Source organism: Iodobacter sp. BJB302, assembly GCF_002735645.1.
In the GTDB taxonomy this organism is placed as follows: Bacteria; Pseudomonadota; Gammaproteobacteria; order Burkholderiales; family Chitinibacteraceae; genus Iodobacter.
This window is the reverse complement of the sequence record NZ_PDZG01000033.1, coordinates 1-19,264: the sequence shown is the minus strand read 5'-3', so window position 1 is coordinate 19,264 and position 19,264 is coordinate 1. Positions and strand designations below refer to the sequence as shown.

The window sequence follows — 19,264 nt, the reverse complement described above, 5'->3', positions numbered from 1 at the left end:
ACAAAGCAAAGAATCAAAAAAGATACATCCAGGATTGAATGGTCCTGTTAACAAAAGAATAAATAGTTAAGGGAAAACCCAGGTCAGAGGATGAAATTCTATAATTAGTATAAAAGCCGCCCAGTAATATAATAAAAACAGAAAGGGCATTGAAATAAACAAAAGAAACCATGCGGCTTAACACAACAACAATAAAAAAAGCACGAAACCACTCAACATAAAAATACATGCGCAGCAAAGGCAAAGGCTCAGGAGAAACCCCAAGCAGAAACCCCATATAAGATGCAACAAAAATGTAAAAAATATTTTTTACAGCTGGCTTTAGCTTAATCGAGTATACAGAAAATAAAAAAGAGAATAATAAAATTGCATCGTAGAGATAAACCAGCGGGTTAACCGTACCATCGCCCTTGCCCGCATTATCCTCACTGATAAAATAGCCCGACTTTACATAAAACAAGCCGATAAACAGAGAAAAAACAAATGCAAGAAGCCAGCTGCCTCTGAATGAAGCCCTGGATAATAAATAAGAAAAAACATAAATACCCAGCACAATAGCAGCAGACTGATGCGTAAACACAGAAAGAATTAAAAAACAGATTGCGGAGCGTTTATTTCTGGCCAGTAATAAAACTATACCGCAAAACAAAAAAACAGAGGCCATTTCCTGCCGGACAAGATGTAAAACCAGGCTGGGGGTAACACTCAGCAGAACAGCGGCAATCACTACAATATTCTGCTGCCAGGATACTACAGAGAAGTATTTACTTAACTTAAATAATGAAAAAGTAAATACACCATAAAAAATAGTTGATACCAGCAGGGCCAATACAGTGACATTAGCCCCGGTTGCTCTCGACAAAACAAATGACAAAAAATAGTAAACAGGCTCTGCATATTTAATAGTAAACGGCCCGTAGGCATGGCCATAATAAGATAAAAAATCGATCGATTGTAGTGCACGGTAATGCTGGGTATACCAATTCCAGTCACCTGAAACAGGTTTAAAAAAAATAATCATTGAATAAACTGAAAGGAATATAAAAGTTAGGATGAAAATCCTGACTTTATCACTTTCAAACACCAGCGATAAAAAAAATAACGCTGCTAAAACAGACAAGAAAGGTGAAAAAAAATAAAAAAACAAAACTGAAAAAAACATAACCATTACATTTATTATTTCAGTCGTTTTTAAATATTTCCATTTATGTATAAGAAATTCCATTAACTGCCTTCCAAATCCACTGCCAGATTAATCACAATCACTCATTTTCTTTCGACACGATTTAAAGGCTTGCCCCCAGAATTTAATATACGGCCATATAAAATAAAGAGGAGCCAACACACCGCCGTGCTTGAATGTAAAATGAAACCATGATTTAGGAGGCAGCTCTTTCCGGCTTAACATCTTATCCCAGCGTGTCAGCAGCCCCAGTGATACATCTTTAGATGTGCCCTTATCCGAGTTTTGGCCGCATATCCCCACAATTTCAGGAGCAGTAAAAATCTTTATTCCCAGCTTTTTAGCCATTAAAGCATAATCAATATCACCCATTGCATGCTCATACTTAACGTCTAAATTACCAATTTTTTGCACATCCTCCCTGGTAATTAAAACGGCATTGCCATTCATTGCATCGCATTCTATTGACTGATGCTCCTGAAAGACTCTCTGATATGAAAATTTTCTGAATGAGCTGATACTTTTCAAGCCGCCATACGAAACATCACCTCCATCTGAAGTAGTGCATCCGACTATAATTCCACTTTTTCCATATATATTTTTTAATTCAATACCTGCACCACTCATTATTCTTAAAGCATTTTCATTCAAATCAGTATCGTCATTAAGCCATAAAATATGCGCAGACTCTTCTTTTAACGCCTCTGTGACGGCTAAAGCCATACCACGGCACCAATATAAATCTCCTTTACCACGAATCACTTTTACCCAAGTGTAGGATTGCTCAACGGCCTGGGCGGTACCATCAGTACTTTCATCATCCACCAAAACTGCACTATATGTCAGCCCTGCCGCTTTTGCTGCACGCTCGAATAATGCTAAAGATTTAATTGTTTTTTCTTTTCTGTTAAAAGCGGTAAGCACTGCAATAACATCAACACTCATTATTTATCTCAATCAATTTAACGCAAAAAGTCAGTAAGGACCTGGAATTAAAGTCAGATCGCCCTGATAAAAACCCTTCTTAATAGCAGGAGATGCAGGGGACAAAATATAATCCTGAGGGCTGTTTTTTTGAAGAATACTGTTATTTAAAAAAACAACATCACTCTCTCTGTAAAATTCACTCAGGACAATGCCTGAGCGTGCATCCTGTGAGATATCTGCATTAGCAAAACCAAGCACAATATTTCTATTAGCAACATTATACTTTGGCTTAGCAAACTCATCTTGCAATATATTTTTTAAATTAACATAACGCTCGGTATAAGGCGATTGATTATATGGAACTGCGGTCAGTGTTCTTAATTGTTCAGCCGTAGGCTTACTGCCCAGCCCCCTTGCATCCAGATGAATCGGGGGAGCACTATTGATAAATAAATTATCCTCAACAATATTATCCCGGCCACCACCAATAAAAACAGGTTGAGGAACATTTAAAAATGTATTTTTTACAACAAAGATACCGCTGGCAAGATCATCTAAATATACCCCTTTTACTTCGAATTGCTTATTCACAGGGCCAATTCGGGTAAAAAAGTTATTGCTGATCATCGTCCCTCTGGAAGTCAGATCCTGCCCAGTATAAATAGCCCCTGCATCACTGGTATCCAAGACTACATCTGAAATATAGTTATTCTCGATCAGATGATCATTACCCAGAAAGAAAATTGCAGAATGCGATCCTTCAGAAATAGCGTTGGCAGATACAATTTGCCCAACTCCGCCCAGAGATACCGCATAGCGATAAGATTGCCCAAAACGATTAAAATTTTTGATCTGCGAGCTTTTAACAAAATTGCCAGCTGCTTCTAAAGTCTGACGATTCCCCCCTCCCAATGACACAGCACCTTCTCCAGTGTCATTAATTTTGGAATTAATCAAACCCGATTTAACAGAATTTCTGAAAACAAAAGCCGTGTTACCCGTTAATCTGGTTGTTGTATGGTCAAACACAACTTGCGAGCAAGCTTCGCAAACAACCGCATCGCCTCTTGATTTTTCTAAATTAATGTCCGTTACATGAACAAAAGCAGAATTAGTAATTGTAAATATATTCTCTGCAACTGAAACTTCAACATTTTCCAGATTAGCATTTTCAGAAGGAATAAAATAAATTACGCCTGTATCTGCGGTTAAATACCATTCACTGTAATCATCCAGTTCAGAAATGGCGTTTTCAACAAAAACCCTTTGCCCGCCAATAATTCCATACAGAGCCCCTTTTCCGCCCAGCTCCATCATGCCATTTACAATATCAATTTTTTTAACAGGTAAAGTTTCAGACGCCCAGTCATATTGCCAGTATGCAAAAGCATTCATAAACGGCTCTTTTAACCATCTTGAAAGCCTTTGGCCCTCCGCTGAAAAATGTGTTTTATCCGCCACAGGAAGTAGGCGTGAGCGAATAATCTTTGAAAACCCCTTATTGGGCCAGCGGGCAAGCGTCATTGGCTTATTATCAATAAATAGCTCAGTTGTTACAGGCCGGGTTGGCCAGCCAAAACCTTTTTCCCGGACAGGCGCTGTACTCGGCAATATATTTTTCACCACAGCCGCAAAAACTTTTTTATCCAGCCCTGGTTGAAAGCGCGCATCAGCATGGGTATCAACAGGATAAAATTTTGATATTTTTTGTGCGCCAGAAATAACTACATTTCCAGAGGCAGTAATCGATAAAGAATTAGCCGCAGATTTTGCCGGCCAGACAATATTTATTGCTTTATTTAAACGATAAATACCTTCGCTGAACTCAATATTAACCGAAGCATTTTCTTTAATAACCATTTCAAAAAAATATGGATTTGAAATTAGTTTATCTAAATCATTAAAACGAACAGAGCACTCCTGGTGATACTCAAAATTACAAACCGGAATGTTCATATTCTTGCTTTCGGTATCCTGAACAAGCAACATTTTCATCTCAGCGCCAGCGAAACTGGCTGACTGAAAAAAATATAAACAGATAGCAAATAAAAAATATTTCATCAGACCACCTGCATTTATGTAAGATACACTTCAATAAACAACCAATTACACGGCGTTATAGAGAGCGGAGTAAGCTGAAACTCCTTTCTGTATCGAAAAGTGCTTTGCAGCTATATCATGGTAAGAAGCTGCACTTAATACATACATATCTCTGTTGTTAATAAATTTTTCAATCACAGTATGTAAGTTTTCAGCATAGGCGTCTGTATATAACAAATCAGGAAAAAATGATTTAAAATCCGACAAGCCAGGGCAATCACTAAAAACTGACGGCAAATTAGTTGAAAGCGCTTCTAATGCAGCGATCCCAAACCCTTCAAACCTGGAGGGCATCACATAAAAATCAGCTGCGTGCAATGCTGTTAAAGGGTCCTGCCTGCCTGCAAATATAACTTTTTTATTAATGCCCAGTTTTTCTGTCAGTAATTTTTCATTTCCATTTTCAGCTTCATGACCAATATGAAGATATTTTAATTTATCAAACGATAATCTGGCGATTGCATATAAAACTGCTTCATGATTTTTTGCATATGCACAATTACCGACACTGACCATTACAATATCATCATCATCCAGGCCAAATGCTGCACGGGCAAGGTTTTTTTCCTGCACCGAGGGTACTTTAAAATAATCTAAAGCGGCCCAATTATAAATCAGCTTCGTTTCAATTCCGAATCGCTGAAACTCATTTTTAGCAACGCTGTCTGAAATTGACACAAACTGAACGCCAAGCTGGCTTAAGTGCTTCCGCTGAAATTTTCTTTTAAGAAGTAATAATCCATCAAATATAAAATTACTATGTACTGTTCTTATTATTTTCTTTTTCAGCGTCAATAGCGAAAGTATTGTCCAATAGCTTGCGCCTTCTGCATGCTGATGAATCACATCATACTTTCCATCACGAACAAATTGATTCAGTTTTAAAAAAAATCCGGGCCGCTTATTATTATGGAGATGAAAAACACCGTAGCCTGCATTTTTTAATTGTGGAGCATAGCTGCCAATATTTTCACCAGTGGCCAGAATATCGCATTCAACCCCCAAATCAGCCCAATAGGGGGCGGCATGCAAGAGCATTGTTTCTGCGCCAGAAGGCTTTAGCTCATTGAGAATATGCAGAACACGTTTATTTTTCATTTAAAGGCCACTATCTTTTTATATTGCTCTATATACTGTTTTGTTACTGCCTGTACTGAAAAATAATTCTTTGCCCTTCTCAGTCCTGCATCAGCACAATACTGGTATTTTTCTTTATCACTTAATAAATAATTAAGAGCCTTTAATATTTCATCCACACTTTGCACATCCACTAATATGCCGGCCTCTTCAACAACCCAAGGCACTGCCCCGCTATTTTTTCCGGCAACAACAGGCACGCCAACGGCCATTGCTTCAGCTAAAGTCATACCAAAAGATTCTTCTAGTGAGGGGTGCAGTAAAATCGTAAAGTTTTTAATTGCATCTTTAATGGCCTGATACGGCTGGGCACCAAAAAAGTGAAATGAATCAAGGCAATCATGTTGCTCAGCCCATTGCCAGGCGGCTTCTCCCTGCCCCATTCCTGGCCCGTATAAATGCATAGCGATATCTGGCCGTATTTTTTTAAGCGCTGATAATGCAGCCATTCCTGCTGCCGCATTTTTTAGCCTGGACCAGTTATTAATAATCATGCCGATGACTATTTCTGTTTTTTCTGCGGCAGCCGCCGTAAACAAATCTGCAGGTAAAGGGTTTGGAATAACGACCATACTTGCACGATGCATCCAGCTGATTTTTTCCACAATATATGGAGAAACCGCTGAAAGATATTGTGCCCGCATTAAAACACGGTGAGCCATCAGTAATCGCCCCAGTCGGTACAGATCAGGCATTAATTTTATAATTTGCCATGGCGCATCATGGCAAGTAATCAGCACCGGAATATTTGAATTTTGGGCTGCCCATGCAAATTCATATGTCCAGTGAGCATGCAAAATATCCACACCACTTGCCTGAATGGCTTTAAGCAGGCAACGGCGCTCCAGCGCAAATAAATCCAGCATTCGCCCATGCAATCCGCGATCTGATCTGAATCCTTTGCGGCGTAAAGGAACCTGGTATAAAGAAAATTGCCCATGCTTTGTCAGTACAAACTCTGCAGCATTTGGATCTAAACCTGGCTCCGTAGTAAAGGCAGAAACCTGGTATCCCAGATTAAGTAACTCATCAATCAGGCTGATCAATAAGGAAGAGCCCTGCATTTCTTTTGCTGCCTGCTCACTTGCATCAGGCAGCAAATAAGCAATATCTGTAAAAGATATAGGGCCCACAATGCCTATATGCATAGCCATTTCCTATATATACCGGTTTAAGAGTTTGACTTTGCTCTTGGCAAGCAGGATACATGGTATATTTTTTATCAATGATATAAAGATAAACAATGAAAAAAGATACACCAGTACAAATCCGGAACCAGCAATCAGAACCCTAATTAATGGCGTAAAGCCTTCTAAGAAAAGTGCTTTAGTAAAGAATGAAAAAGCGCCACAAAATAATGAAACTGCAGCAATATAGCTGATTAAGCGCAGATTGAGTGCTGCTTTAATATTTAATCTGGGCTGCAGAACGCGCGTAAAAGTAAAAAACCTGATTACTTCTGTGACAAAAAAAGAAGCGATTAAACCCTGCAGGCCAAAATGAGGATATAGCAGTAAAAACAAAATCAGTAAAAATACAAACATCGATATTTGTATTTTCATCTTTACATTTATTTCACTTAATGAATCCAGAGTCATACCACAAATCTGATTTAAATACACAAAGCCAACAATGCAACTGAACCATGCAGTCACCATCCCGGCATATTGCCAGTTTTTCCCAAGTAAAATAAATACAATATCACTGGAATAAACAGATATAAAGAAACCAACAGGAAACGCATAAATTCCGACTGCCAGAATACTTAATAAAAAATAATCAGCAATATCTGCCCCGGCATTTCTGGCTCTGGACATAATTGGAAACATTATTTTTGAATAAATATTGACGACATTCTGCACCGGCAGATGTGCAATAAGCTGGCCACGGTTATATTGTCCGGCAATAGAGTCGCCCAGTAATTTACCCACTAAAAGTGAATCTGAATTCAAAGAAAAAAACTCTACAAAACCAATCAGAGAATACTTTGAACCAAACAGTAAAAAACTTTTGCAACGCTCAAAATCGATCACTTTGATAACAGGGTGCCGGGTCAGTGCATAAGATAAAACAGCGCTCATCCAAATTTGTGTGCTGACTGCAGCAACTAAAGACCACACGCCCATACCCAGATAGGCCATTGATAAGCCGACCACACCGTACGATACAATATAAGACACTGCATCGATAATCGATATCGCTTTAAACCGGGTTTCTCTTCGCAGCAAACTTTGTGCAACGACAGAAAAACCAGCCACAACAAAATTTAAAGCAAGGCATTGCAATACCAGGGTTAATTTTGGCATGGCAAAGAATAATGAAAATAATGGCGCCAGAAGTATAGCCAATAAAGAAAAAAACAAAGCCACACTCAATGAAACATAAAGTGCTGCAGCAATATCTTTATCGTCAATTTCCTGGCGCTGAATAATCGCCGGGCCAATACCCAGCTGAGCAAAATAGCTTAAAAACCTCAAGCCTATATTTGCAAGAGCAACTAATCCAAATGCGGCAGGATCAATTAATCTGGCTAAAACGGCCATAAAAATAATTTGAAAGCCTGCCACTGCTACAGTCGAAGCGGTCCCCCAACTCATTCCCAACTTTACTTTACTTAAATCAGACATTAAATATACCTTTAAAGTACTAAATGCCTGATCTGTTCATAAACTCTTGGTAAGCAATGGCTAAGCCTTGCTTAAATTCCATTTTATCTTTCCAGCCCATGGCATTTAAGCGGCTCACATCCTGCAATTTACGCATCGTGCCATCAGGCTTACTTGCATCAAATACCAACTCGCCCTTAAAGCCCACCACATCACAAATCGTACTGGCTAATTCACGGATGGTCATATCATCACCCGTGCCAATATTAATCAGGGGCGGGTGCTGATCATTTAACTGCTTTGTATATTCAGTATCGGGCAAATTCAGTAAATAAACGCAGGCCTCTGCCATATCTTCGCAATATAAAAACTCGCGGCGCGGAGTGCCGCTGCCCCATACCATCATTTCTTTTGCACCACTTTTTTTTGCTTCGTGTGCTTTGCGAATAAGGGCAGGAATTACATGGCTGTTTTCCGGATGGTAATTGTCCCCCGGGCCATAAAGATTGGTTGGCATAACGGCCAGATATTGGGTGCCATACTGACGGTTATAGCTCCAGCACATTTCAATACCGGCAATTTTAGCCAGGGCATAGGGCTGGTTAGTTTGCTCTAACGGGCCTGTTAAGAGATATTCTTCTTTAATCGGTTGCGGACAATCTTTTGGGTAAATGCAGCTGGAGCCCAAAAACATCAGGCGATTAACGCCATGCTGATAGGCCGCATGAATCACATTATTTTGTATCATTAAGTTTTGATAAATAAAATCGCCACGATAAACATTATTAGCGTGAATGCCTCCTACTTTTGCTGCAGCTAAAAAGACAAAATCAGGTTTCTCTGCAGCAAAAAATGCTTCAACTGCAGCCTGATTGGTAAGGTCTAATTCTGCATGCGTGCGTGTAACAATATTGCTCAGCCCCTGCTTATTTAATTCACGCACAATGGCAGATCCCACCATGCCACGATGACCGGCAATATAGATTTTATGTTCAGGTAAAATATAGGACATTTTATTTATTCAATTTATCAAGGTGAAAAACCGGGCATAATCGCCCGGGTTAATTTTACTGCTCTGTAGAAACAGCTACAGAATAGCCATGCGTTTTAAGCAGAGCATGCTGGCGTGCCTGCACTAAATCATGTGCGACCATTTCTTTAACTAATTCCGGCAAGGTTGTTTCTGGCGTCCAGCCTAATTTTTCTTTGGCTTTTGTCGGATCACCCAAGAGTGTTTCAACCTCTGCCGGGCGGAAATAGCGCGGGTCTACTTGCATAATGATATCGCCCACTTTTAAAGCCGGTGCTTTATCGCCTTCAATACTGGCAATAATGCCTTTTTCATCAACGCCATTTCCCTCAAAAGAAAGCGTTATTCCCAGCTCGGCAGCCGCCATGCGAATAAAATCGCGTACGCTGTATTGCACACCTGTGGCAATTACAAAATCATCCGGCGTTTCCTGCTGCAACATCATCCATTGCATTTTGACGTAGTCACGGGCATGGCCCCAATCACGCAGGGAATCAATATTGCCCATAAACAGGCATTTTTCTAATCCCTGGGCGATATTAGCGAGACCACGGGTAATTTTGCGTGTTACGAATGTTTCGCCACGACGCGGGCTTTCATGATTAAACAAAATGCCATTACATGCATAAATGCCATAGGCTTCGCGATAATTCACCACAATCCAATAGGCATACATCTTTGCCACAGCATAGGGGCTGCGCGGATGAAATGGCGTCGTTTCTTTTTGCGGAGTCTCTTGCACTAATCCATACAGCTCTGAAGTAGATGCCTGATAAAAACGGGTTTTCTTTTCCATGCCTAAAAAGCGAATGGCTTCTAACAGGCGCAATGTACCCATTGCATCCACATCGGCCGTATATTCAGGCGATTCAAAGCTCACTGCCACATGCGATTGCGCGCCAAGGTTATAAACCTCATCCGGCTGCACTTCCTGCAGAATGCGGGTTAAATTAGATGAATCGCTTAAATCACCGTAGTGCAATTTAAAGCTGTTATTGCCATGGTGCGGATCCTGATAAATATGATCAACGCGCTGGGTATTAAACGATGAAGCACGGCGTTTAATGCCATGCACTTCATAGCCTTTTTCTAAAAGAAACTCAGCAAGATAAGAACCATCCTGGCCGGTAACGCCTGTAATCAGTGCAACTTTTTTTTGAGCCATCAAGAAAATCCCAGTCAGTATATTTCAATTAAATCCAAAATTTTTTCTATTCTTTTCAGAGATTGCTGCACCAAAACTCTTCAAGAAGACTTCCTGCTTTTTATATGCATCATCGACGTTTTCATCAATACTTGAAACACGAATGAGCATGCCATCAGGGATATAGCCCTTAACCCCATAGGATAATTGATTCAATTTAAAGCTGCTTGTATTGTTTACCGCTTTTAATCCAACAGTCAGCCAGTAGGTGATGGGCTCTACTCTCTGGTTTTGCCTGGCAATTAAATGGCGGACAGGAATATCACCATATTGCGAGCTAAAAACAGCCTCTTTATTTTGTGAAATATTAAAACCCTGAGCGGGATAACAAACTTCAGGCCTGTGGACCTGTCTGCCGCCGTTATCTCTCTGATCCGGGCCATAGGCAATTGAGAGCATCATCCGCTCGCCCTTGCTGTTTACATAGGTGCGCATTAATAAATTTGAATACAGTTTACTTAAAGCCGCTTCAACATCAGGAGCCTGCACCAATGCAACGGCTGCATCTTCTTTTTTCCATCCATCAAAGCTGAGCGGAACCATTTTCTCTAAATCAATATGATGAATATCCGCCATCACAATTCTGGGGGTAACCATATACGTAAAGAGTGCTGTTAAGCCCATCAGGACAAAAAGGATAATTCTTTTGTTTACCATTATTTTGCGACCTTTTTAACGAAGATCAGCCCTAGTAAAAAATCTGTTATAAAAAAAGCAATCAAAGCAACCGCAAAAACCACCATACCTGCAAAGCCATGTATAAAGCCCTGGCCTGCCGCATCGCCAAAATGATACGTCACCAATATTAAAATCATCACGCGGATTACATTGGCTATAAATGCAATCGGCACAACACATAAAAACAGCACAATACCGCGCCAGCTAAAACCATATCCGCCAATGTGGATATATAACAATCCCAGTGCAAACAGGCTGAATAAAGAATTCATACCCGAGCATGCATCTGCAACTAACAGCTGGTATTGCCCTACCACCAGCATGACCCCTGAGCGGGCAACCGGATAATTAGCCGCATAAAGCAAAACCTCTGCCCAATGCGAAACCTGGCTTTTTAAGCCGCTGGTTAATGCATCGACCACTACGCCTGGTAATGGAATTAAAAAAATAATAAATGAAATAGCAAAAAAGTATTTCTTTAAAGCTGCACTTCCGGCCATAAGTAAGATCAGCCCGCAGAGCATGGGAATGAAGGCCCCAACCTCAAACAACCAGATTTCCTGTGACCTGCCGAGAATATAAGACAAAGCCCCCGCAAAAAATAGAATGGCTCCCGAAATATTATTGCTTCGCACCTCTGCTGGCTGGCCTTCTGTATTGGTCTTATAGAAAAGCCACAGAATAATCGCCAGAATAAATGGGCCATGCCCCTGCTCAGGGGTTTGCCATAAATCCTGACTTAAATCTGCGATAGTAGGTATGCAAAGAATAGAAAAACCTAAGATGAGCAAATAATTCTGCCGGATAAACTGCACAATTGATTCCGGAATATAACGGGCAAGCAAAGAACTCATCTTTTATGATCCTAATAAAACGCAGCCTAATACCTCGGCACCCGCCATTTCACACTGATCACGCAACTGAGCTAAATCTTTGAGTGATGTTTTATGACGTACTGCCACTAAAATAACGCCTTTTGTTCTTGCAGCCAGCAATTGCACATCGGCAGCTTTTGCGCTGGGTGGCGCATCATATAAAATCACATCATAAATAGATTCTAATTCGGCCGTAAACTCCCCCATATCCCCTTTTGATAATAGCTCTTGGGGATTAGGTGCTTTAGTTCCTGCAGTTAATACGCTTAAATCCAATAAGCCATCAACATGCTGAATAGCCGCTTTTATAGATACGCGTCCTGCCAAAACCTCACTGAAGCCCTGACGATTTTGCAGACCAAATAAATCATGCTGATGCGGCTGGCGTAAATTTGCATCGACAAGTAAAGTTTTTTCACCCAATTGCGAAAATACAATGGCTAAATTAGCAATTAATTCACCAGCCACTTCACCACACGATGCAAGTAAAACACTTTTATGCCCAAGACTAATCCAACGTAATAAAATCTGACTGCGCAAACAACGTACTTCTTCAACAATTTTATCAAAAGGATCATATGCGGCAACAAGGCTGGGGCTCAGCTTTGATTGCCCTTTTTGCAAATAAGGATATGAAAACTGTAAAGCCAAAACCTGCTGAATATCAGCTTCACTGATATAACCTAAACGAATTGCTGCCTCACCAAAACGAATTCCTTCTTCTTTTTGCAATAGAAGAACTTTCTCCGCCTGAGTACTATCCAGCTTACCGTTATCTAATAATAATTTACCAATATTACTGTTTGAATTTGTTTTTTCAATCTGAGCAGCCATCATGCGATATCTCCTGCAGTTGCTCTTCTTTTACCCTGGTATTGATTACCGAATAATTTTTTTGCATCTTCCTTACCCAGCTCTGCCAATACATGCAGGCCTAAATAGCTTTCAATATCGACTTTAGTACGTATTCTTCTGTTTAAAAATTCAAGCGCTAATATCGATGCCACAGCAAGTAATGCACCAACAAAAACTGCCAGCAGCATATTTAATGAAGTTCTTGGTTTTGAATGAGTGAGTGGCGCAATTGCCGATTTCAAAATGGTGATATTACTTTGATCCGCACGGCTTTCCAGCATGGTCTGGCTAAAGCGCTGCAGTGCCTGATCGTAGCTGCGCTGAGCGTTATCCACATTGCGCTGCAATACATCGATATTGGCGCGGCCTGATTTAAGCTCCAGTACCCGCTCTTTTTGCGCTTTCATCGCCTGATTTAAAGCAGCTTGCCGTGATTGAGAATTCCCCGCCACACCGCTTAATCCGCCTGAATATTGCAGCATTAATTCATTCAGCTGATTCTGTGTTGCAGTGACTTCTGCCAAAGCCTGCCGGTAATGCGGATGATTGGGGCCATTTTTAACAGCCAGTTCTTTTAACTTTGCTTCCTGTGCAGAAAGCTGGCCCTTTAATTGCAAAATCAGAGGGTTATTTAATACATCAGGGGCCGTCTGCCCGCCACGGGCGCGCGCTTGTGCATCAAAAGTTTGTGCTTGTGCCCCAACTAATTGGCTGGATATTTCGTTTAAGCGCTGCATTTCAATATCGAGCCGCTCATCCGTCGCTACAATGCCTTTTTCCTGCTGATATTCAGATAACTTTTGCTGCGTTTTTTCTAAATTAGCCTGCAATGTTTTTAACTGCTCTTGAAAGAAAATATTATTTTGCTGAGCAGATGCCATTTTAATATCGACCGTAGTCCGGATATAGGCCTGAGTAAAAGCATTGGCCAAAGCTGCTGCAAATTGTGGATCAGTTGCTGTGTATGATAAATTAATCACATTACTTTCACGGCTGGGCTTTACTTCTAAACCTTTTAATAAAGACTCGGCAAACCAATTACGAATATCGCCCCTTCCTTTGGTGGCTTCCATAAATTGCGCCTGTGCTTCTGGCAATTTGGCCAGTCCCAAAGCATCCACAACTTTAAGTGCACCATTCTGGCTGGCAATCATTTCAACTTGCGTTGCCATAAAACTAGGCGCTAAAAAACCTGCAACCTGCTGGCCAGTAACAGGGTCTGTTGCTTTAACATCCACGGCCAGCGCGGCATCTGAAGTATATTGCTTCGGTAATAGAAAACTAATGACCAGAGTGGCCAAAATAATAGCGAAAAATATGCTGATACCTGTTATTTTTCTGGCTCGCAAAATATTGATAAATTGTTCAAGTGTCATATTAAATTAAGCTCTTTAATAATAAGTACATATTTGCTTTTGAATTCACGCCATTCACCCTGGCCGGTAATCGGTGGCGATTTTAAAATTGCGAAGAGCTGTTTCATTAAAAAAGACTTTCCTGAACGAAAATAGTGTCGTTTTCCTGCAAAAAATCTGTCAGTTTTGCTTCTATTGTGGTCATTACACCAAATTGATCTACCCGGTGAATTTCTAAATTACGCTGCGATGCACGGGGATTAAAGCCCCCCGCCAGAGCCAGCCCCTGCATGACTGTCATTTTAGGCTCCATGCGAAATGCACCAGGGCGATTAATCTCACCATAGATATAAAATTGCTGAGCACGCGGCACATAAATAACATCGCCATTAACCACCGCCATATTGCGCTTTGTTTCGTCGGATGATTTCATCGACTGGCTTAAGCTATATTCAATCCGGTCTGATCCGCGCAAAATCACGATGGTATCGCCGGCATTCGAATTCAGCCCCCCTGCAATTGCAATTAAATCAACGAGGCCAGTCGCACCTTCAAGTGCATAGCGGCCGGCCCGATTGACCTCACCAATCACCGCTATTCGCTGGCTGCGGTATTGAGAAATCATTACGCTGACATTAGGGTTATTTACAAACCCGCCTTTTTTTAAATTACCCGCAATAAGAGCCTCTGCCTCTGTGTACTGCAAGCCTAAAAGCTTGATATCGCCTAATAAAGGAAATGAAACAGCTCCCTTATCATTAAGCTGCAATTCAGTACTTAAATCGGGGTGATCATAGATACTTATTTTTACAATATCACCCGGCCCAAGACGGTACTCTGCATTAGGCGTGGCCATTGCAAAAAAACTGATGAATAAACCCCAGACAAAAACAATTACTCGGGTAACTTTCATTATTTAAGTCCTTTCAATCCCGCTTTGATGCCATCATCAGCAGCAGCTGCTGCAGGGCTGCTCGCGCCGGGTGCCTGCTCTGAAAATTTTTGTGTGTATTCAATTTTTGCAGCATCGCGCAATGCTTTAATTTTAATTTTAGCGTCGGTTTGCACTTTATCATTTTGCAAATAGCGCTGAATCAATGGTGAAGCGTTCTCTTTAGGCACCGGTGCTAAAACGCTTTCTTTTAATAAGAGTAAAACAACTTTATCGCCTTCCGGCATTGTGATGATATCGCCTGTTTTCATCGCTGAAAATTTTGGCAATAAAGTAAGAGGTAATTGCTCGGCGGTCCGTTTTACTTCGTTTTCACTGAACTTAATCTGTGCAGAGGTAAAAATACTTTTAACCTGCTGTGCATTACCCGCCTTATCCAGCTGCCTGGTTAAATCTTCGTTATATGATTTTTTATCTACGCTAAATACTACAAATTCGTAGTTTTTGCGTTCTGCAAAAAGGGCAGGATTATCATTATAAAATTTATCAATATCAGCCGGCTTTAAAGCCTCTGGCTTACCCAATACACGCTCTGCCGCGGCCTGAGCAAGAATCTGGCGTTTTGCTGATTCTATCGATTGCAAAACATTAGGCTCTCTGTCTAATTTAAGCTCGGCGGCTTTTTGCACCAGTAATTCCTGATCAATCAGCTGATCCAGCATCTGCTGTTTCATTGCCGGTGTTGCTGCCTGTACACGCCCCAGTAATGTATTTAACTGATGCACTGTAATTTCTGTTTTATTAACGGTTGCCAAGACTTGGCTTGGGGATTTTTTTTCTTCTTTATCACCACATCCTGCCAATAATGCTACAGCTGTAATCGTTAAAACCAGTGGTTTCATTTTTGTTTTAAACACGGTGAATCCCCTAAGAATTATTTTGAGGTGAGTTTTAGTATGCGTTTCTGTCACGAAAAATAACAGCAACCGTTAATATAATGATTTTTAAATCCAGCCAGACAGACCAATTACGCAGATAGTCTAAATCATATTTAATTCTGTTTTGCATTTTTTCCAGGGTATCTGTCTCTCCCCTGAAACCATTGACCTGTGCCCAGCCGGTAATACCCGGCTTTACTTTATGGCGGATCATATAGCCTTTGATCAGTTTTCTGTATTGCTCATTATGTGCATTGGCGTGTGGCCGCGGACCAACGATGCTCATTTTTCCCTGCAATACATTAATAAACTGCGGCAGCTCATCCAATGATGATTTACGTAAGAAACTGCCAATTGGCGTTAAGCGCTGATCATTTTTGGTGGCCTGTACAACCTGATCGCCATCTTCCATTACAGTCATGGATCGGAATTTATATACAAGTACGCTGTCGCCATTCTCGCCATAACGGCGCTGCTTAAAAAATACAGGGCCGGCAGAGGTTAGTTTTACAGCTAAAGCAATCATGAACAGAACGGGCCAGATCATGGATAAAATGAGCAGTGATAATAAAATATCACTGATTCTTTTTATTACCCCATTCAGGCCCATAAACGGGCTCTCGCAAATAGCAACAATAGGCATTCCTGCCACGTTATCAAACCGGGCATTAATTAAATCGAAAACAAACAAATCCGGAATAAAATATATTGAAGCAGTACTGTCTTTTAATTCATCAATTAATTCAAGCACTCTGGGCTGAGAGCTCATGGGCAATGAGATAAATATTTTTTTTATGCCGTGCTCTTTAATATATTTTGGCAGCATATCAAGGCAGCCTTTTAAGTGCTGAGCAGCACTTTTTGGTAAGCGGCTGGTTGCTCTGTCGTCAAAATAGCCCATGAAATCCATTTTTAAAAATGGCTCATCATAAATATTCTTAACCAGAATCTGGCTGGGCTGATTAATTCCGACTACGACTACTTTACTGCGTTCTGCATTTTCGCCCGAATCTACCCTTAATACATAAACCCGTATCGCCACATGAACCAGAATTAATACTAAGGGTGAAACAATAAACCAGGTAATAATAAATGGCGGATAATAATAATCTATAAATCCTGAAATTCTGCCAATCAGAACCAAAGCAACAACAACTGCCAGCCACTCGGTAATAAACCGCCCGAGCCCCAGCCAGGATCTTGAATACCCCGGCATAAATAAAAACATACCATCCAGCAATAAGGCTGTGAGCAAAAAAGACAGCGTTGCAAGAACAAACTCATAACCATCCATCGCCACATTAAAAGGGACAGACAGTAAGTATAGTGATGCTACAACGATAATAGGGTCAATAAAAAGCTTAAAAAAACTAATAAAAGGCGCTGCATTAGAAAATTCACGAAAACGATCCGCAAGCAAGCTGGGGGCAGAAACAAGACTTGCTTCTAAAGTATTTTTATCCATATATTGATCGATATTTTTTACTGAATCATTCAAAATATTCAAAGCCTCTGGAGGCAAACTGTTTCAAATATATGCAAGTTTTAAAGCATAAATAATGCGCCAAAAAAACACTGCTTTTCACAAAAAAAATGTATTTTTCAGTGACGCACTACTTATGTTTTATCGCTGATCAATAATCAAACCTCACATTCAGGCCCAACTGATAGTCTTTATAATTACTATTGATCACTTCACTATTTCTTTGCTCTGCCTGAGCATAGCCTGAAATGGTTAAAGGTTGCAGCGCTTTATAATTTAATCCAAGACGTAAGCTGCTGATATTCTCATTTTTCTGCACATTACCGCTGGCCACTTCAAAACTGCGCTCACGCCTGTTGGCTTCAATATTCCAGGCCACCTTATCTGTCATCAGCCATTTTGCATTGGCATTAAAATGCTGATCTAAATTACGCCCTGCTCCGCTGGTGAATTCTGAAAAGCTTTGCCCATAGCCCATTTTTAGAGTTGTTTTATCTGTAGCTTGCCATGTCAGCCCAAGATCCCATTGCGGCGTATTCTGGCTTTGATCATTAAATGCAGAGACCCAGCGGCTCAGCCCCACTGAGGTGCTGAGCATCAGCTTATAACTTGGGGAATAGCCCAGATCAATTGAGCTGGTTTGCTCGGTAAAACCAGCCCTGAAAGGCAAATCAATATCATAGGTGTATTTTCGCCAGCCATGCCGGATCGAAATATAATTACCCTTCGTTGTCTGATAACGCAGGCCTAAACTTGCCGTATTATTTTTGGCATCTATATATTTTTTTAAATCATGCTCTTCAGTGCTGATTCCCGCAGATGCAATAATTGCAATTGTGCTTTTTAATTGCAACACGCCTTGCCATGCAATACTGTTCTGGCGCTGCATATCCAGCGCACTATTTCCTTCGCCCGCAAAAAGATTATCTTCAAAAGACGACATTTTGCTTGCTGTCGTTGCACTAAGCTGTCCACTGAAACGGCTGCCTATAAACCAGTCCCATGCCAGGCCAGCATTCCACTCTTGGTGATCGAGCTCGCTGAAATGATGATAATTAATCTGGCTCACATCCGCATTCAGGTGCAATAGCTGACGCGACAGCTTTAAATCCAAACTCCCGCTTACTTTTGTTTCTAAATTCAGATCTGCTTTATGCCCATGTTTTCTTGTTTGTGTGTTTTCTGAATCTTCATCCAACTTAAATAAATTGCTATCAAACTGAGAAGCTAAATTGGCATTTAATTTTAATGTGTCTTCTGGCCCATAAGCAGCTTGTGCATAATCCAAAGAACACAAACCCAGCAGGCAAACGCGAAACCACATCACAAAATCCTTACTTATTGAGCTTTTACGGCTAAGAAGATACCTGATTTGTATTTCAAACTTCCTACTGGAAGCTTATATGACATATTTTCTACATGTCATGACAAGGAGTTTACCTTTATTTTGAACTTACTGCATTGTTGCTTAATATTACAAAATGCTTATATATAAATCCTTACTGTGCTTGTTTTTGTTATGCAGGTCCGCTGGTTGCCATTTAAAAGCTCTAAAGAAACAATCAAAAAGGCGGCGGCCACGTCTAATGCATGCATTTGTGCCGCAGGAAGGCTTACAATCCGCCTGCCGGAGGCATCCGTTTCGATCTGTAATCTGTTTAGTTCTTGCAGGGCCATTGATCATTGCCTCTGCCACATGGGCGTGCTGCAGAGCGCTGATAGATGTAAAGGATGCGATAAGATAGCAGCAGGCAAGAAATATGAGGGCTGCGTCAATCACGGACACCACGCTTTGGGTTTATTCTTGATTTGCTAGCTCAAACTGCTTAGCAAATACCGCTGGTGCTTCGTCGTTCAGACGCGAATGGCGACGGATCCGATTGTAAAATATTTCAATGTATTCGGTGATTTCTTCCTGCGCTTCTGCTCGTGTTTTATAGCTACGATGATGAACCAATTCATTCTTCAATGAGCCCCAAAAACTTTCCATTGGCGCATTGT

At 40.8% G+C, this 19,264-nt stretch carries 18 protein-coding genes; all 18 read right to left on the bottom strand.

All coding sequences use genetic code 11. From position 1 onward, the window contains the following. Window positions 1-13: 13 nt before the first annotated feature. On the bottom strand, window positions 14-1,225 hold the full coding sequence (locus CSQ88_RS11945; RefSeq protein WP_099398323.1) for an EpsG family protein: 1,212 nt from the start codon (window positions 1,223-1,225) through the stop codon (window positions 14-16). A 27-nt stretch (window positions 1,226-1,252) separates the two neighbouring features. Next, window positions 1,253-2,128 carry a glycosyltransferase family 2 protein gene (locus CSQ88_RS11940; RefSeq protein WP_099398322.1) on the bottom strand — a complete coding sequence of 292 codons (876 nt, stop codon included), beginning with the start codon at window positions 2,126-2,128 and terminating at the stop codon, window positions 1,253-1,255. A gap of 30 nt (window positions 2,129-2,158) precedes the next feature. Further along, window positions 2,159-4,171, bottom strand: coding sequence for a right-handed parallel beta-helix repeat-containing protein (locus CSQ88_RS11935; RefSeq protein WP_099398321.1), 2,013 nt, complete (start codon window positions 4,169-4,171; stop codon window positions 2,159-2,161). Window positions 4,172-4,216: 45 nt separating this feature from the next. Continuing rightward, on the bottom strand, window positions 4,217-5,308 hold the full coding sequence (locus CSQ88_RS11930; RefSeq protein ID WP_099398320.1) for a glycosyltransferase: 1,092 nt from the start codon (window positions 5,306-5,308) through the stop codon (window positions 4,217-4,219). Continuing rightward, on the bottom strand, window positions 5,305-6,495 hold the full coding sequence (locus CSQ88_RS11925; protein WP_180273640.1) for a glycosyltransferase family 4 protein: 1,191 nt from the start codon (window positions 6,493-6,495) through the stop codon (window positions 5,305-5,307). Before CSQ88_RS11925 ends, CSQ88_RS11930 begins: the two co-directional genes overlap by 4 nt. 9 nt (window positions 6,496-6,504) lie before the next feature. Beyond that, complete coding sequence (locus CSQ88_RS11920; RefSeq protein WP_099398318.1) at window positions 6,505-7,974, bottom strand: lipopolysaccharide biosynthesis protein; 1,470 nt, start codon at window positions 7,972-7,974, stop codon at window positions 6,505-6,507. A 19-nt stretch (window positions 7,975-7,993) separates the two neighbouring features. Continuing rightward, window positions 7,994-8,965, bottom strand: coding sequence for a GDP-L-fucose synthase (locus CSQ88_RS11915; protein ID WP_099398317.1), 972 nt, complete (start codon window positions 8,963-8,965; stop codon window positions 7,994-7,996). 55 nt (window positions 8,966-9,020) lie between these two features. Continuing rightward, window positions 9,021-10,148 carry a GDP-mannose 4,6-dehydratase gene (gene gmd / locus CSQ88_RS11910; protein WP_099398316.1) on the bottom strand — a complete coding sequence of 376 codons (1,128 nt, stop codon included), beginning with the start codon at window positions 10,146-10,148 and terminating at the stop codon, window positions 9,021-9,023. A 24-nt stretch (window positions 10,149-10,172) separates the two neighbouring features. After that, window positions 10,173-10,844, bottom strand: a complete 672-nt coding sequence (gene epsI, locus CSQ88_RS11905; RefSeq protein ID WP_099398315.1) for an exosortase-associated protein EpsI, B-type — start codon at window positions 10,842-10,844, stop codon at window positions 10,173-10,175. Beyond that, entirely contained in the window at window positions 10,844-11,719 is an 876-nt protein-coding gene (gene xrtB / locus CSQ88_RS11900) for an exosortase B (RefSeq protein ID WP_099398314.1), read from the bottom strand. Before xrtB ends, epsI begins: the two co-directional genes overlap by 1 nt. A gap of 3 nt (window positions 11,720-11,722) precedes the next feature. Further along, window positions 11,723-12,577 (bottom strand): polysaccharide biosynthesis tyrosine autokinase, encoded by an 855-nt coding sequence (locus tag CSQ88_RS11895; protein WP_099398313.1) that lies wholly within the window; start codon window positions 12,575-12,577, stop codon window positions 11,723-11,725. Beyond that, on the bottom strand, window positions 12,574-13,971 hold the full coding sequence (gene epsF / locus CSQ88_RS11890) for a chain length determinant protein EpsF (protein ID WP_099398312.1): 1,398 nt from the start codon (window positions 13,969-13,971) through the stop codon (window positions 12,574-12,576). Before epsF ends, CSQ88_RS11895 begins: the two co-directional genes overlap by 4 nt. 106 nt (window positions 13,972-14,077) lie before the next feature. Next, on the bottom strand, window positions 14,078-14,863 hold the full coding sequence (locus tag CSQ88_RS11885) for a polysaccharide biosynthesis/export family protein (RefSeq protein ID WP_099398311.1): 786 nt from the start codon (window positions 14,861-14,863) through the stop codon (window positions 14,078-14,080). Further along, a complete protein-coding gene (locus tag CSQ88_RS11880; RefSeq protein WP_099398310.1) occupies window positions 14,863-15,759 on the bottom strand; it encodes an EpsD family peptidyl-prolyl cis-trans isomerase in 897 nt (298 codons plus the stop codon). Before CSQ88_RS11880 ends, CSQ88_RS11885 begins: the two co-directional genes overlap by 1 nt. Before the next feature lie 34 nt (window positions 15,760-15,793). Then, window positions 15,794-17,245, bottom strand: a complete 1,452-nt coding sequence (locus tag CSQ88_RS11875) for an undecaprenyl-phosphate glucose phosphotransferase (protein ID WP_099398348.1) — start codon at window positions 17,243-17,245, stop codon at window positions 15,794-15,796. A gap of 169 nt (window positions 17,246-17,414) precedes the next feature. Continuing rightward, window positions 17,415-18,587, bottom strand: a complete 1,173-nt coding sequence (locus CSQ88_RS11870; protein WP_099398309.1) for an outer membrane beta-barrel protein — start codon at window positions 18,585-18,587, stop codon at window positions 17,415-17,417. A 161-nt stretch (window positions 18,588-18,748) separates the two neighbouring features. Further along, window positions 18,749-18,940 carry a hypothetical protein gene (locus tag CSQ88_RS11865; RefSeq protein ID WP_099398308.1) on the bottom strand — a complete coding sequence of 64 codons (192 nt, stop codon included), beginning with the start codon at window positions 18,938-18,940 and terminating at the stop codon, window positions 18,749-18,751. A gap of 121 nt (window positions 18,941-19,061) precedes the next feature. Then, window positions 19,062-19,264, bottom strand: a 203-nt coding sequence (locus CSQ88_RS11860; RefSeq protein WP_143449471.1) for an IS3 family transposase, incomplete at its 5' end; no start/stop codon positions are given.

Bases quoted from the DNA above. Each gene is read 5' to 3' on its own strand.
- CSQ88_RS11920 (WP_099398318.1), bottom strand. From the start codon at position 7,974: ATGTCTGATTTAAGTAAAGTAAAGTTGGGAATGAGTTGGGGGACCGCT.
- CSQ88_RS11875 (WP_099398348.1), bottom strand. From the start codon at position 17,245: ATGGATAAAAATACTTTAGAAGCAAGTCTTGTTTCTGCCCCCAGCTTG.
- xrtB (WP_099398314.1), bottom strand. From the start codon at position 11,719: ATGAGTTCTTTGCTTGCCCGTTATATTCCGGAATCAATTGTGCAGTTT.
- CSQ88_RS11915 (WP_099398317.1), bottom strand. From the start codon at position 8,965: ATGTCCTATATTTTACCTGAACATAAAATCTATATTGCCGGTCATCGT.
- CSQ88_RS11930 (WP_099398320.1), bottom strand. From the start codon at position 5,308: ATGAAAAATAAACGTGTTCTGCATATTCTCAATGAGCTAAAGCCTTCT.
- CSQ88_RS11940 (WP_099398322.1), bottom strand. From the start codon at position 2,128: ATGAGTGTTGATGTTATTGCAGTGCTTACCGCTTTTAACAGAAAAGAA.
- CSQ88_RS11895 (WP_099398313.1), bottom strand. From the start codon at position 12,577: ATGATGGCTGCTCAGATTGAAAAAACAAATTCAAACAGTAATATTGGT.
- epsF (WP_099398312.1), bottom strand. From the start codon at position 13,971: ATGACACTTGAACAATTTATCAATATTTTGCGAGCCAGAAAAATAACA.
- CSQ88_RS11935 (WP_099398321.1), bottom strand. From the start codon at position 4,171: ATGAAATATTTTTTATTTGCTATCTGTTTATATTTTTTTCAGTCAGCC.
- CSQ88_RS11925 (WP_180273640.1), bottom strand. From the start codon at position 6,495: ATGCATATAGGCATTGTGGGCCCTATATCTTTTACAGATATTGCTTAT.
- CSQ88_RS11945 (WP_099398323.1), bottom strand. From the start codon at position 1,225: ATGGAATTTCTTATACATAAATGGAAATATTTAAAAACGACTGAAATA.
- CSQ88_RS11885 (WP_099398311.1), bottom strand. From the start codon at position 14,863: ATGAAAGTTACCCGAGTAATTGTTTTTGTCTGGGGTTTATTCATCAGT.
- gmd (WP_099398316.1), bottom strand. From the start codon at position 10,148: ATGGCTCAAAAAAAAGTTGCACTGATTACAGGCGTTACCGGCCAGGAT.
- CSQ88_RS11865 (WP_099398308.1), bottom strand. From the start codon at position 18,940: ATGGCCCTGCAAGAACTAAACAGATTACAGATCGAAACGGATGCCTCC.
- CSQ88_RS11870 (WP_099398309.1), bottom strand. From the start codon at position 18,587: ATGTGGTTTCGCGTTTGCCTGCTGGGTTTGTGTTCTTTGGATTATGCA.
- epsI (WP_099398315.1), bottom strand. From the start codon at position 10,844: ATGGTAAACAAAAGAATTATCCTTTTTGTCCTGATGGGCTTAACAGCA.